Source organism: Streptomyces halobius, assembly GCF_023277745.1.
GTDB classification, from domain to species: Bacteria; Actinomycetota; Actinomycetes; order Streptomycetales; family Streptomycetaceae; genus Streptomyces; species Streptomyces halobius.
Genome location: NZ_CP086322.1, coordinates 6,187,442 through 6,201,838 on the forward strand (window position 1 = coordinate 6,187,442; position 14,397 = coordinate 6,201,838).

The following is a 14,397-nucleotide window of genomic DNA, read 5'->3' on the forward strand; positions in this document are numbered from 1 at the left end:
CCCTTCTCTCCTCCCCGAGTTGTGCTGCCCCGCGTCCGCGCGGCTCGTCACGCCGAATCCCCTGACGTCACCGTCACCCGGGGCGTCATTCCGGCACGACGAGACCCGTGGAGGGCTCACCCATGTCCGTTTTCGGCATTCTCGGCGATGCGCTGGCGCACGGCGCCGCGGCCATCGACCCGCTCTTCGGCGCCGCGGCCACGGCCGTCGCCATCGTCCTTCTCACGCTCGGCGTACGCGCCGCCCTGCACCCCTTGGCCCGCGCCGCGGCCCGCGGCGAGAAGGCCCGCGCCGCCCTCGCCCCGCAGATCGCCGAGCTGCAGCGCAAACACCAGGGCAACCCGGAACGCCTGCAGAAGGCGATGGCGGACCTGTACGCCAGGACCGGCTCCTCGCCGCTGGCCGGCTGTCTGCCGACGCTGCTCCAGCTGCCCGTCTTCTTCGTCATGTACCACCTCTTCTCCTCCGGAGGCGGCGGCGTCCTGGACCACACGCTGCTGGGCGCACCGCTCGGCGGCCACTGGACCGAGGCGCTCGCCCACGGTGGGGTCTTCGGGCCGCAGGGCCGGGTCTACCTCGGGCTGTTCGCCCTGATCGCGGTGGTGGCCACGTGGAACTTCCGGCGCGCACGGGCCGCGGTGGCCGCCGCTCCCGCACCGGCCGCGGGCGGCAATGGCGTGCTGCCCGGCACGGGCGCCATGGGGAAGCTGATGCCGCTGCTGTCGTTCGGGACGCTGATCACCGTTGCCGTGGTCCCGTTGGCGGCCGGGCTCTACGTGGTGACGTCGACGACCTGGACGGCCTGCGAACGGGCGATGCTGCACCGGGACCGGGAGGGGAAGAGCAAGAGCACGGACAGTGAGACGGGCAAGGCGGGCGAGTCGGACCTGGTGGCCAAGGCGGATGAGGCGGGCGCGGACGGCGCCAAGGTGTCGGCCGTCGACGCGTCCGCCACCGCTGCGTCCGCCACCGCCGCGTCCGACGGGACCCCCTCGCCCAACGCCTCGTCCTCGCGGCAGCGCTCACCGCGTCGCACACCGAAGAACCAGTCCCGCGCCGCGCGGCAGCGGGTCGCCAGGACAAGGGCGCGGTCAGCCTCATCCGGTACGTCCCGTTCTGCCCCTCGGTAACGGTCCCGACAACGCCGAGTCCCCTTGTCCACTCCGCGGACGGGGGTCTTGCGGACCGGACCCCGTTCTTGGAGGATCAGCCAAATCGCTCGATGGCCGTCCCCCATCGGCCGGCCCGGAAGACCCCTTCCGGGCCGACCCTTCGACCACGGGAGTGGAACCGATGAAGCTGATGCGTGTCGGAACGGTGGGGACGGAACGCCCGGCGCTGCTCGACCAGGCCGGTGTCCTCCGGGACCTGTCGGACCTCGTGCGGGACATCGACGGAACGCTGCTCGCGGACGACGAGGCGCTGGCGCGGATCCGTGCCGCCGCCGCGTCCGGCGAACTGCCGGAGCTCGACGCCGCCGGGCTGCGCACCGGCCCGCCGGTGGCCCGGATCGGCAAGGTCGTGTGCATCGGGCTGAACTACCACGACCACGCTCGGGAGACGGGGGCCGCGACCCCCCAGGAGCCGATCATCTTCATGAAGGCCCCGGACACGGTCGTCGGCCCGGACGACACGGTGCTGGTGCCGCGCGGCAGCGTGAAGACCGACTGGGAGGTGGAACTGGCGGTCGTCATCGGCCGTACGGCCCGCTACCTGGAGACCGACGAACAGGCCCTGGCCGCGGTCGCCGGCTACGCGGTGGCACACGACGTCTCCGAGCGCGCCTTCCAGATCGAGCGCGGCGGCCAATGGGACAAGGGCAAGAACTGCGAGACGTTCAACCCGCTCGGCCCCTGGCTGGTGACCGCCGACGAGGTGCCCGACCCGCAGGCCCTCGGCATCCGGCTGTGGGTCAACGGCGAGCTGAAACAGGACGGCACGACCGCCGACCAGATCTTCCCGGTGGCCGAAGTCGTCCGCTATGTCAGCCGGTTCATGACCCTGTACCCGGGCGATGTCATCAACACCGGCACCCCGGCCGGTGTCGCCATGGGCCAACCGGAGCCCAAACCGTATCTGCGGGCGGGGGATGTGGTGGAGTTGGAGGTCGACGGGCTGGGGCGTCAGCGCCAGGCGCTGCGCCCCGCTTAGGCGGGTTCGCCTGCGGCGTGCCTGCGCCCCACATTGCCGGCTGTCCCGCCGTGGGGGTTGTTCGCCGCGGCGCCTGCGGCGGGCGTGGGTTCTGTCGGGTGCGGTGCCGCTCCTCCGGACTCCGTCCTGCGGAGCGTCCCCTCCCGACGGTGGGTGGAATGAGGCCGGTGGGGGCACGTGTGGTCTGTCATGTGTCTGTGATCGCGATCACAAGGTGCACATGACCGACTACGTGTACCCCCACCGGTCTTCTTCCCACCCCCTCGGGAGGTGCCGGTCCGCAGGACGGAGTCCGGAGGTCCGGTGCCGCTGCCGAACAGCCCCGCGCAGCGGAACACAGCCCGCAGCGTGGGGGTACCTCCCACGCCCTTCAGACAGTGGGGGAGCAACGGCGGGACAGCCAGAGACGTGGGGCTCAGGCAAAGCGCAGCGAACCCCCTGTGGAGGCCGACAGTTTCGCGGCCTCCAGCACCCGCAGCGCCCCCGCGGCCTCGGTGCCAGTCACCGGGGCCGCGCCACCTTCGTGCAGGGCGTCGGCGATCGCCCTGTAGTACGCGGGGTAGTCCCCCGGCAGGGTCGGTACGGGTTCGCCGCCGCCGGTCCGTGGGCACTCCCCGGCGCCCAGCCGGCCCCAGCAGCTCTCCGGTTCCACGCCCCAGTTGGCACCCTGCGTGCCGGGCCGCAGTCCCTCGCGCAGTGCGGTCTCCTGTGGGTCGAGGCCGTACTTGACGTAACCCGCACGGCTGCCCAACACCCGGAAGCGCGGCCCCAGCTGGGCGGCGGTGGAGCTGACCCACAGATGGGAACGGACGCCGCTGGTGTGGGTGACGGCGATGAAGGTGTCATCGTCGGCCTCGGCTCCGGGGCGGCGGACATCCGACTCGGCGTAGACCGAGGCCGCCGGACCGAAGAGGGTCAGGGCCTGGTCGACGAGATGGCTGCCCAGGTCGTACAGCAGTCCGCCGATCTCGGCCGGGTCGCCGGATTCCCGCCAGCCGCCTTTGGGCTGCGGCCGCCACCGCTCGAAGCGGGACTCGAAGCGCTGGATCTCGCCCAGCGTGCCCTCGGCGACCAGTTTGTGGACGGTCAGGAAGTCGTTGTCCCAGCGGCGGTTCTGGAAGACCGAGAGCAGCAGGCCCTGTTCGTCGGCGAGCGCGGTGAGCAGCTCGGCCTCCGCGGCGGTCGCGGCGAGCGGCTTGTCGACGACCACCGGCAGCCCGGCCCGCAGTGCGGCGGTGGCGAGGGGCATATGAGTCTTGTTGGGGGACGCGAGCACGATCAGATCGAGGTCGGCGGCGCGGGACAGCAGGTCCTCGGCGGAGTCGACCGTACGGACCTGAGGGTGCTCGGCACGGGCCTGGGCCTGCCGCTCCGGGTTGGCGCTGGAGACGGTGTCCAGGACGAGGCCGTCGGTGGCGGCGATCAGCGGGGCGTGGAAGACCGATCCGGCCAGGCCGTAGCCGATGAGGCCGACCCGGAGCGGAGGGCGGGCGGAGACGGCGTCGGGGGAGCCGGAGGCGTCGCGGGGGTCGCTCATGCGCTCCACTTAAGCAACGCTGTTGCCAAAGTGCAAGCAGTGGCGACAATGGGGGAGTGAGCAGCAACATCCCCGACGATCCGATCGCCGGCCCGCCGTCTCCGGACGCCCCGGCCGACGTCCCGTCCAGCCCTCCGCTCGGCCTGCCGTCCGATGCCCCCGGTGCCAACCTCCCCGCCCTGCGCGGCCACAACGCCGCCCTGGTGCTCGGGCTGCTGCGCGCGGCGGGGGAGGAGGGCGTGAGCCGGCTGGAGCTCGCCGCGCACACGGGACTGACGCCGCAGGCCGTCAGCAAGATCACCGCACGGCTGCGGGCCGACGGGCTGGCGGCGGAGGCGGGCCGCCGCGCCTCGACGGGCGGCAAGCCCCGTACCGTACTGCGGCTGGTCCCCGGCGCCCGGCACGCCATTGGCCTCCACCTGGACCGTGATGAGCTCACCGTCGCGCTGGCCGATCTCGCGGGGGACGCGGTCGCGGTCCGCCGCGCCCCGCTCGCCTTCGAGGCGGACGCCACGCAGGTGCTGGCCACCACCGAACGGGAGGTCGCGGCGCTCCGCGCGGAGGCGGGCGGGCCCCCGGTGCTGGGCGCCGGCGTGGCCTGCCCGGGGCCGCTCGACCACTCGGCCGGCGTGCTGCACCGGGTGACCGGCGCGCCCCACTGGGACGGCTTCCCCCTGCGGGATGCGCTCGCCGAACGCCTCGGCCTGCCCGTGGTCCTCGACAAGGACACCAACGCGGCGGCGCTCGGCCTGGCGCAGGACCTACGGGACGGGGGCGGCTCCTTCGCGTATCTGCATCTGGGGACGGGGCTCGGCGCCGGACTCGTCCTCGGCGGCGGCCTCTACCGGGGGCGGCGGACCGGCGCGGGTGAATTCGGGCACCAGGTGGTGCAGTTGGACGGGCCGCGCTGTGGCTGTGGCGGGCGTGGCTGTGTGGAGGCGCTGTGCCTGGCGGCGGTGGCGCGCGACGATCTGCCGGGCGCGGCACGAGTGCTGGGCGTGGGCGCGGCCAATCTCGTGGAACTGCTGGACATCGACCGGGTGCTGCTCGGCGGGCGCACCGTACTGGAGAACCCCGACGGCTTCGTGAACGGCGTCGCGGAGGCACTCGCGGCACAGGCCCGTACGCGCGGGGCGGGGGCGGCAGTACCCGTGGAGCTGGCCGGGGGCGGGGCGCGGGTGGTGGCGGACGGGGCGGCGCAGCTGGTGCTGGCACCGCTGTTCGGGGCCGGCAATGCGGGGCTTGGGGGGTACCGGGGTGCCCCCCCATGAGGGTGCATCGGGTGCCCCGTAAGGGTGCACCGGAGTGTCCCTGAGGGCGTATCGGGGTGTCCCTTAGGGTCGTTCGAACAGATCCCCCAGGGAGTGCATGAGCCCCTTGCAGACCACAACGTGGCGGGGCGGTGTTCCCGAAGCGGCGGGGCTGCGGAGGGTGGACGGAGCGTGGCCGCACGCGGCAGGTGTCAGCCGCTCCGGCAGGCCCCGGCGGACCCCGGCCGGCCGCCGCAGGCCGCTCCTGCCGGGGTCGGCCGGCTTCGGTTGGCTTCGGCCGATCCCACTAACCAGAATTGACGGGAAGTCATCTGATAAGGCGGGATTCGGGGGCTGGTCGGGTGCATACGAAGCCGGGGCTTCCGGCGGCGCACGGCGCGCGTGGCAGGGTCCTGCACACGCCCTTCCCGCGAACCTGAGCTGCGGAGAACCGCAATGAACCCGTCCGGCGCACGCCTGCGCACCTTACGTACCGGCCGAGCCGCACACACCGGCCGGTCCGTCCGTTCGGCCCGCATGGACGACTCGGTCCGTACGGTCCGTACGGCCCGCTCGGCCCGTGCTGTGCACGCCGGGCTCGCCGTCGGGCTGCTGTCCGGCCTGCTCGGTGCGGACTTCACGTTCGGTACGGCGCACGCCTCGGCGCAGGGCCGGCTGCACGGCCCGGCCCCGGGCCGTGCTCCCGTTCCCTCCGCCGCCTGCGGCCGCCCGGACAGTCCGGACTTCCCCATCTCATCCCGGGTGCACGGCGGCCCGGCCACCTACTCCTCGGGCGGCGGCTGGCAGACCTGGCAGCTTCAGCTGCGCAACACCACTGCCGCCGCCTGCGAGGACGTGCATCCCATCGTCGTCCTCACGGACGCGCGCCGCGCCCTGCGGCCCGAACGGATCCGGCTGGAGTTCCGCGACCCGGCCGACGGGGGCTGGCGGCCGGTTCCCTTCGAGTCCACCGACCACGACGAACAGATCGGTGTGTTCGGGAAGGAGGGGAAGGACGAAGCGGAGGAGAAGGTCGAAGGGGAAGAGAAGGGCGGAGGGGCGGAGAAGGAGGGGCGTGCGCTGGGCACGGGTGGTCGTGCGGGCGGGGGGCTGACCGTTCCGGGGAAGGGGACCCTGTCCGTGCCGATGCGGATGAGGTTCGAGCAGGGCACCCCGGCGGACCGGGTCACCGCCAATGTCACCACCGTCCAGCGCCGGGGCAGCGACGGTGAATGGATCGGCCAGTCCGGCGACTACCGCTTTGACATCCGTCCGGGCGCGCCCGCTCCGGCGGCCCCGATGACGCCCGCCATGCCCGGACTGCCGTCCTTCCTCGGTACGCCCCCGGGCGAGCCGCACCCGTCGCAGGACCCCACCTCCTCGTCGGAGCTCGCGGCCACCGGGCGCGGCTCACTGTTCGGGCTCGGCGCCCTGTTCGCGGGCCTGCTGGCCGGCGGTGCCGTGCTCATCGCCACGGCCCGCCTGCTCCGCCACCGCCTCCGGCGCTGAACGCCCGGCCGGGTGCCGGGCGACGGGGCGAGCGCCGGGCGGGCGGGTGACGGGTCGAGCGCCGGTGGCCGGGTGGCGGCACCGCCGTCCTCGTCGAGGCCATGCACGACTTCGGCGGCCAGGGCCCGGCCATGGACTTCCTCGACGGCCCGCCCGCCGCCGATGCCAAGAAGTTCCTGGACTACCCGCTCCCCGAGCCGGTCCAGAGCTGACCCGGTGGGCGCCCGGAGTGCTGCGTAAACGTGACGACGAGCTGATCCGGTAGGCGCCCCCCTCGCTTAGGGTGGGCACGTCGGCCGCATGTACGAGACGTGGGTCACTTGAATGACCCACGTCCGCGCGGAGGCGGCCGCGATCCTGGTCAATACGCACGGCAGGAGTCCGGCAGTGGCAGAGCGCAAGCCGATCGAGTCATGGCTCACGGATATGGACGGCGTGCTGATGCACGAGGGCATCCCGGTCCCCGGGGCGGACGCTTTCATCAAGCGGCTGCGCGAATCGGGCAAGCCGTTCCTCGTGTTGACCAACAACTCCATCTACACCCCGCGTGACCTGCACGCCCGGCTGAACCGTATCGGGCTGGACGTGCCCTGGGAGTCCATCTGGACGTCCGCGCTGGCCACCGCCCAATTCCTGGACGACCAGCGGCCCCGCGGCACCGCCTACGTCATCGGGGAGGCGGGTCTGACCACGGCCCTGCACGACATCGGCTATGTGCTGACCGATCACGCGCCGGACTATGTAGTCCTCGGTGAGACCCGCACCTACAGCTTCGAGGCCCTGACGAAGGCCATCCGGCTGATCAATGACGGTGCCCGGTTCATCGCCACCAACCCCGACGAGACCGGACCGTCGGCGGAGGGCGCGCTGCCCGCCACCGGATCGGTGGCCGCGCTGATCACCAAGGCGACGGGCGTCGAGCCGTACTTCGTCGGCAAGCCCAACCCGCTGATGATGCGGGCCGGACTGAACGCCATCGGCGCCCACTCCGAGACCTCCGCCATGATCGGCGATCGGATGGACACCGATGTGCTGGCCGGACTGGAGGCGGGGATGGAGACCTTCCTCGTTCTGACCGGGCTGACCCGGCCCGAGGAGATCGAGCGGCATCCGTTCCGGCCGTCGCGCGTGGTCGACTCCATCGCGGATCTGGTGGACCTGGTCTGAGGCGGGCGGGGGGCCGGACGGCCGCGCTGTCTGCTGTATCCGCGCTGTCTGTGTTGTCTGTGTTGTCTGTGTGGTCTGTCGTGTGGCGGCAGGCGGTGATGTTCACCCGCAGGCCGTGACGCTCGTCGGCAGGCCGTGACGCTCCCCTGAACGGCGCACCGCCGGCCCGCAGCGGATGCGAGCGGCCCCGCGCGGGCGGAGCCTTCGAGATATTCGGAGGTTCGCCATGGAGATGAGCAGCACCTCGGCGGTCGGACTGGTGCTGGCCGGCGGCGCGGCCCTCGTCGTCACGGGGCAGTTGCTGCGGCTGCGCCTGCGGATGCGGCGCGAGCGGGAGGGCGGTGGCGATGACGGCTGAGGAGGGGAGGGCAAAGGCGCCTGGCCCAGGGGGCGGTCGTCGTCCCGGTCATGGCCACCACCGCCCCGGCCACGGGCAGCCGCTGATCGGTGTGGCCTGGGCGGTGCTGCTGCTCGGGCTGTGGCTGTGGGGGAGCGGGATGACCGGCGGGGGCGCGGCGACGGCTCCCACCACCGGTGACATTGCGGCGGCCGGACGCCCACCGGGCCAGAGACCCTCGCACCCCGGCCACCCACCGGGCCACGCGTCCCCACAGGTCCGTGCCACCCCCTCCGGCCGGGCCTCCCCGCATGCCCACCACGCCCCCCAGGCCCAGGCATCCACACGCGCCCACCACGCCGTCGTCGCCTCCAGCACCGTCAAGCCCAGCCGGCTCACCATCTCCGTACTCGGCGTACGGGCCGGCATCGTCGAGCGCGGCCGCGACGAACACCGCTCCGGCAAGATCCCGTCCGACGGGAACGCCTCCCAAGGGCGCGTCTCCGACACGAACGCCTCCGACGAGAGCACCTCCGACGGGAACGCCCCCCACGGGAACGGCCCGGTGGTCCCCTCGCCGCCCGGCGCACCCGACCTCGTCGGCTGGGACGCGGCCGGCCCGCAACCGGGTGCGGAGGGCGTGGCGGTGCTCGTCGGCCGGGCCGACGGTGGCCCCCGGAGGGCCGTCTTCCACCGGCTGTCCGCCGTCCGGCCGGGGGACCGGGTGGACGTACGGCGTACGGACGGCAGCACCGCCCGGTTCACCGTCGAGGACGTCCGCATCCACGCCCGTGAGCCCCTCGACGCCCGGCAGCTCCACGAAGCCCATGAGCCCGACCGGTCCGAACTCCGGCTGGTCGCCTGGGGCGGTGGCGTCGACCGTGCGCGGCGCGCACACCCGGCGCACGTCGTGGTCTCGGCGTATCTGACGGGCTTCCGGAGGGCGGACGCGGTAGACGCGGCGGACGGCTGAACAGCGCGGCGGGCCGGTCGGCGCCCCTGTGCGTAAGCGCCTCCCCGCGCTCCGTGCCCGCCTCTCAACAGCTTCGCTACAGGACGGCTTCGGCGCGCGGCCGTGTGCCAGGATGGGTGCGGCCGGTGGTCCCGTTCCGGCTGAATTGTGTGCTCCGAGGGGGGAGTGGATGTACGGCAGGCGCATAACGCTCGGCGTGGCATCGGCGCTGGGTGCGCTGGTGCTCGCCGGTTGCTCCTCATCCGACGCCGGGCAGGACGACGGTGACATACCGGGCAAGCCGTCCCAGCGTCCCAAGTCCGTCGCACCGTTCTGGGTCAACCCGGACGGCAAGGCGGCCCGCCAGGTCAGTACCTACGGCAAGGACGGCAAGGCCGCCGACGCCCGGCTGGTGCACAAGATCGCGGCACAGCCGGTCGCCGAGTGGATCGGCGTCGACGACCCGGAGGCGGAGGCACGCGGTTTCACCGAGGCGGCCGCCAAGGCCGACCGCGCGGCCCTGCTCGTCCTCTACAACATCCCGCACCGCGACTGCGGCAGGTACTCCCAGGGCGGCGCCGCCGACGGCAACGCCTACCGGGCGTGGCTGGACGGCGTCGTCAGGGGCATCGGCGACCGCGAGACCACCGTCGTCCTGGAGCCCGACGCGCTGCCGCACATCGTGGACACCTGCACCCCGCAGCAGTTCCACGAGGAGCGTTACGCGCTGCTGACGGAGGCGGTCGGCAAGCTCAAGGCGCTGCCGCACACCAAGGTCTACCTCGATGCCGGCAACCCGCACTGGATCAAGGACCCGGGCCGGATGGTCGAACCGCTCAAGCGCGCCGGCATCGACCAGGCCGACGGCTTCGCCCTCAACATCTCCAACTACCAGACCACCGTCGAGAACACCAAGTACGGCAAGAAGCTCTCCGCGATGGTCGGCGGCAAGCACTTCGTCATCGACACCAGCCGCAACGGCAACGGCCCGGCCCCCGGCGGCGACGACCCGGAGAACTGGTGCAACCCGCGCGGCCGGGCGCTGGGTACACCGCCCACGGTCAAGACCGGCGATCCGCAGGTGGACGCCTATCTGTGGATCAAGCGGCCCGGTGAGTCGGACGGCAGCTGCAAGGGCGGGCCCAAGGCCGGTGCCTGGTGGCCGGATTACGCCCTGGAGCTGGCCCGTAACGCGAAGCCGGAGCGGGAGCAGGAGTAGGAGCAGGAGCGGAGGGGGCGGCGTGGCCGGGCTCGGCCGCCACACCCAGCCCCTCACGCAAGAGGCGCCCCGGGTCACGCACCCGGGGCGCCCCTCTGCCGGTCAGCTTCTCAGCCCGCTTTCTTCGCCGGCGGCACCTTCACCCACACCGCCTTCGACGGCGTCCCCTTGCCGTCCACCGCGGTCAGCATGTACCAGCCGGGCGGCACCAGCGACGGATCGTCCGGCAGGGTGACCGTCACCCCGTCCTTCGTCGTCGTGAAGTTCAGCGCGATCGACCGCTGTTCGACGTTGGTGACATGGGTGAACGAGCCGGGTCGCATCAGCCGCATCTTCTTGATCGCCGAGGCGTCCGGGGAGCGGAAGGTCGCCTTGCCGCCGAGGGCGACCGTCTTCTTGGGGCCCGGGTCCGTCAGCTCGGGGCGCGAGCCGTGGAAGAGATACGGCGGCGTGTAGAGGTCGATCTGCTGCTGGAAGACACCGGGCTTGGTGTTGTCCTTGTCGGCGAAGAGGGAGTCGGAGCCGAAGGTCATCACCCGGCCGTCCGGGAGGAGCAGTGCCCCGGAGTGGTAGTTGCGGCCCACCAGCGGATCGGCCACCGGCCGGGAGGTGTTGGCCTTCGGGTCGTACAGCTCCGCCTTGAGGATGTTGGAGGCGCTGCGCCCCCGGTAGTCGCCGGACCCGTTGGTGGTCAGCACGGTGTCGTCCGGCAGGATCACACTGCTCGGGTAGCGGGCCTTGGCGTACAGCGGCGGCCCGTCCTTGAAGCGCGGGGAGGGAGCGTGCAGATCCACGAGCCGCCTCTTGTCGGTGGCGCTGGGGTCCTCGCCGACCCCGCCGCCGCCGAGCACCATGTAACGCTGTTCCTGAGCGGGCGGCAGCAGCACCGACATCGACGTTTCGAGGATCTTCGGGTCGCTCATCCCGGGTATGGCCTGGAACTTGTTGGTTTTCAGGTCCCAGAGGCCGGGGGTGCGGCCGACGTCGGCCGGGCCGTAGCCCGCGTTGGAGCCGGTGTAGAAGATCCGGCCCTGGTCGGTGAGGAAGAGCGCCGGGTAGGTCGGGAAGAAGCGCTGCTTGGGCAGGTAGGTCCACTTCTTCGTCTTCGGGTCGAAGATCTCCTGCTTGCCGGGGACGACCTGTCCGATCTCGTCCAGTCCGGAGGTGGACAGGACCTTGCCGTCCTGAAGGGCGGTCAGGGTCGGGTACCAGCGGGCCTCGTTCATCGGGTCGAGGCGGATGTAGCGTTCGGCCACCGGGTCGAACTCGAACGAGTCCTTGATCCCCTGGAAGTCCTTCTTGTCGAAGGACAGCTTCTGCGCGATGCCGTAGAAGTTACGGGCGTCCGCGCCGGTCAGGCCCTCGATGCGGTAGTTGTCCTGGGCGCCCGTGGAGTACTTGCGGCCGTCCTTGAGGGCTTCGACGTAGACCCGGGCCTCGCTGTGCGTCACGGTGACCTTGCCGGTCGCCGGATCCTTGGTCTTCTTCGCGCGCGGCACCACGATCGGGTCCTTGGACGCGAATGTCTTGCCGTTCTCCTTGCCGGTGAAGCGCGTGCCGGCCGGGAACGTCCGGGGCGCGTCCGGGTCCTCGTTGTAGACGATCATGAGGCCGCCGGCCTTCTTCACATCGCCCTTCAGCGTCTCGTACCGCTGGGTGCCGCCGGCCACCAGGAGCTTGCCGTCCGGCAGTTGGGTGTGCCCGGAGCAGAAGAGGTCCGTGGGGGTGGGGATGTTCTTGAAGGTGTTCTTCTCCGGGTCCCACAGCACCGTACGGAACGACTTGGCCTTGAAGTTGGCCGCGTCATTGCCCGAACCGGCGACCAGCAGGACTTTCCCGGTGTGCAGCAGAGCCGCGTGGATCGTGTTGATGCGGTACTTGTCGGGGACGTCGACGACATCCCAGTGCCCGTTCTCCGCCTTGTACTCGGGCTTGTTGATCTCGTAGTGGTGGTATTTCTCCGAGGCGAATTCGTAAAGCGCCGGGCCGTTCATCCCGGCGAGTGCGAGCACCACCACCGTCGCTATCGCGATTCTGCGCGCGCGACGGCTCGGACGGTATTTCATGTGCGACGTCCCCCAAGGGCGATCTGGATGGTCTGTTCGGTCGTGGCCGGGTCAGTGGCCGTGGTGGCCCGGGTGTCCGGGGCGGGCGGTCCGTCGGGCGCCTGGGCCGCCGTCGCGGCGGTCGTCGCCCGGCGCCGCTTCTCGCGGCGTAGGGACGCCCGCCAGGCCGCGATCGGCGCGGCGGTGACCAGCAGGGCCAGCGAGGCCCATGTGATCATCGCCGGATGACTGTGGCCGAGCCAGAACGAGGACGCAAGCGAACCGCCGAAGACCACGATGAAGAAGAGATGCACCCGGAACGTCCCGAAGAGCGTGTCCGGGCTGGACGAATCGCCCTTCGGCGTCACCACGAACTTGCTCTTGCGGCGCAGTACGGCATCGAACAGCGAACGGGCGTAAATCGGCGCGGAAAGCGCGGACATCACCATGCCGGCCACCCCGCCGGACCCCTCCGGCTCATGCGGCGAGACATTGTGCCGACGGTTCCAGATATACAGCCCGATCTGCAGTGCCGAGGCATTGCCGTACAGCATCATCCACACCGACGGATCGATCTGCACACCCGAGGCGCCCAGACCCAGGAACAGCGCACAGCTGAGCGCCGCCAGAATCCAGTTCAGCGCCGACATCGGGTAGAAGATCACCATCATGGTGTAGTTGAAGAGCCGGCCGGGGGGCAGCGTGAACGGCGCCTTCCAGAACTGCTTGAGGATCGTCTCGTACGTCCCGCGCGACCAGCGCAGTTGCTGGGTGAAGAAGTCCGTCCAGGCCGTCGGCCCCTCGCCGACCGCGAGTACGTCCGGGGTGTAGACCGACTTCCATTTCTTCCCGGTCGCCGGATTGCGGTGCCGGTGCATTTCGAATCCGGTCGCCATGTCCTCGGTGATCGAGTCGTACAGCCCGCCGATCTGCTTCAGTGCCGTGATGCGTACGGCATTGGACGTACCGACGAACATCGGTGCGCCATAGCGGTTTCCGGCCCGCTGGATCAGCGCGTGGAAGAGGAACTGCTGGGACTCGGCGGCCTTGGTGACGAAGGTGTCGTAATTCCCGTACACCTGCGGGCCGATGACGAATCCGACATCCGGGTCGCGGAAGAAACCCAGCATTCGCTCCAGGTAATTGGGCAGCGGAACGTGGTCGGTGTCGACGGATGCGAAGTAGTCGTAGGAGTCGCCGTGCGCCTGGAGCCAGGCGTTGTAGTTGCCGTGCTTGGTCCTGGCGCGGTGCGGGCCCTTGGGCCGGTTCCATTCCGGCACGCCCTTGCGGGTGAAGTGGTGCACACCGAGTCGCCGGCAGACCTCCTTGACCTCGGGGTCGTCGCCCTCGTCCAGCAGCCAGACGTGCAACAGCCCCCGGTGGCGCACCTTGACCGCCGCCTCCAGCGTCTTCGTCACCATCGCGAGCGGCTCCTTGCCGGGCACGAAGGAGGTGAGGAAGGCGACGCGGGTGCCGTGCTCCGGGACGACCGGGACGGGGTCGCGGGCGACGAGGGTGGCATGCGCGTTGGACAGAACGTTCATGCAGCGGAAGAACTCGATCAGACCGATCGAGACGAGCATGACGACGTCCAGCACCGGCAGGAAGTCGAAGTCGGGATAGTCGCGCCGGGTCCAGTGGGCGGGCTGCAGCAGCCAGGCGAGCAGGCCAAGCGAGACCAGCGGCGCGGCGCCGAGCAGCAGGGCCGCCCGGATGCGGTGCGGCTCGTCGGCCAGCAGGGAGCGGTAGCGGACCTTGTAGGGCCTGCTCGGGTCGGGCTGGGTGAGCGGCCCGGCGAGGCGGCTGTAGTGCTCGTAGTCGTAGCGCGGCAGCGGCTTTCGCCGGGTGTACCGCTGCCAGTGCTGGCGTGGCACGCGCAGGCGTGTCGTCGCGGACGGATCGTACGAATGCTGCTGGCGGGCGTCGTCAGGCGGCGACGTCATTGAGTCCATCCCCCCGCACGCAACACCGGCTGCGTGCCCTCGCTGATGGCCGTACCTCGGTCCCCCTCGACCGACTCGGGCTCACTGATGTCGGCCGCCCGCGGTCCAAGACGCTGACGGCCATCTTCCGGTTTCATGATGAACGCTTGGCCGGCTTTCCGGAACGCCGGGCTCCGCGCTCAGGTCATGACGGCCGGGGTGTCCACGACTCCGGATCCCCAACAACTCGGCGACCACGGCCCGTTCGGCGATCCAACGATCCGTCCATCACGATCCGTCGATCCGTC

11 protein-coding genes are annotated in these 14,397 nt (G+C 71.2%); 8 read left to right on the forward strand and 3 right to left on the reverse strand.

Translation table 11 applies throughout. The annotated features are described in order from the left end of the window. Positions 1-122: 122 nt before the first annotated feature. Complete coding sequence (locus K9S39_RS28145) at positions 123-1,130, forward strand: YidC/Oxa1 family membrane protein insertase (RefSeq protein WP_248866121.1); 1,008 nt, start codon at positions 123-125, stop codon at positions 1,128-1,130. 163 nt (positions 1,131-1,293) lie between these two features. Beyond that, positions 1,294-2,151 (forward strand): fumarylacetoacetate hydrolase family protein, encoded by an 858-nt coding sequence (locus tag K9S39_RS28150; protein ID WP_248866122.1) that lies wholly within the window; start codon positions 1,294-1,296, stop codon positions 2,149-2,151. A gap of 415 nt (positions 2,152-2,566) precedes the next feature. Here the strand turns inward: K9S39_RS28150 and K9S39_RS28155 are convergent, their stop codons facing one another. Then, positions 2,567-3,688, reverse strand: a complete 1,122-nt coding sequence (locus K9S39_RS28155) for a Gfo/Idh/MocA family oxidoreductase (RefSeq protein WP_248866124.1) — start codon at positions 3,686-3,688, stop codon at positions 2,567-2,569. Positions 3,689-3,831: 143 nt separating this feature from the next. Between K9S39_RS28155 and K9S39_RS28160 the strand changes: the two genes are divergently transcribed. The 6 genes from K9S39_RS28160 (at position 3,832) to K9S39_RS28180 (ending at position 10,122) form a co-directional block, all read left to right on the forward strand. Next, the gene (locus K9S39_RS28160; protein ID WP_248869003.1) at positions 3,832-4,959 is read left to right on the forward strand and encodes an ROK family transcriptional regulator; all 1,128 of its coding nucleotides are present in this window, start codon (positions 3,832-3,834) and stop codon (positions 4,957-4,959) included. A gap of 435 nt (positions 4,960-5,394) precedes the next feature. Beyond that, positions 5,395-6,447, forward strand: coding sequence for a hypothetical protein (locus tag K9S39_RS28165; RefSeq protein ID WP_248866126.1), 1,053 nt, complete (start codon positions 5,395-5,397; stop codon positions 6,445-6,447). 387 nt (positions 6,448-6,834) lie between these two features. Further along, a complete protein-coding gene (locus K9S39_RS28170) occupies positions 6,835-7,614 on the forward strand; it encodes an HAD-IIA family hydrolase (protein WP_248866129.1) in 780 nt (259 codons plus the stop codon). A gap of 232 nt (positions 7,615-7,846) precedes the next feature. After that, a complete protein-coding gene (locus tag K9S39_RS42175; RefSeq protein ID WP_283112950.1) occupies positions 7,847-7,972 on the forward strand; it encodes a hypothetical protein in 126 nt (41 codons plus the stop codon). Continuing rightward, a complete protein-coding gene (locus tag K9S39_RS28175; protein ID WP_248866131.1) occupies positions 7,962-8,924 on the forward strand; it encodes a sortase domain-containing protein in 963 nt (320 codons plus the stop codon). Before K9S39_RS42175 ends, K9S39_RS28175 begins: the two co-directional genes overlap by 11 nt. A 169-nt stretch (positions 8,925-9,093) precedes the next feature. Next, positions 9,094-10,122 carry a glycoside hydrolase family 6 protein gene (locus K9S39_RS28180; protein ID WP_248866133.1) on the forward strand — a complete coding sequence of 343 codons (1,029 nt, stop codon included), beginning with the start codon at positions 9,094-9,096 and terminating at the stop codon, positions 10,120-10,122. Between the two features lie 110 nt (positions 10,123-10,232). On the opposite strand, the gene K9S39_RS28185 is transcribed toward K9S39_RS28180, so the two are convergent. Next, entirely contained in the window at positions 10,233-12,188 is a 1,956-nt protein-coding gene (locus tag K9S39_RS28185; RefSeq protein ID WP_248866135.1) for a radical copper oxidase GlxA, read from the reverse strand. Next, a complete protein-coding gene (locus K9S39_RS28190) occupies positions 12,185-14,110 on the reverse strand; it encodes a glycosyltransferase family 2 protein (RefSeq protein WP_248866137.1) in 1,926 nt (641 codons plus the stop codon). The genes K9S39_RS28185 and K9S39_RS28190 overlap by 4 nt, the downstream gene beginning before the upstream one ends. Positions 14,111-14,397 lie beyond the last annotated feature (287 nt).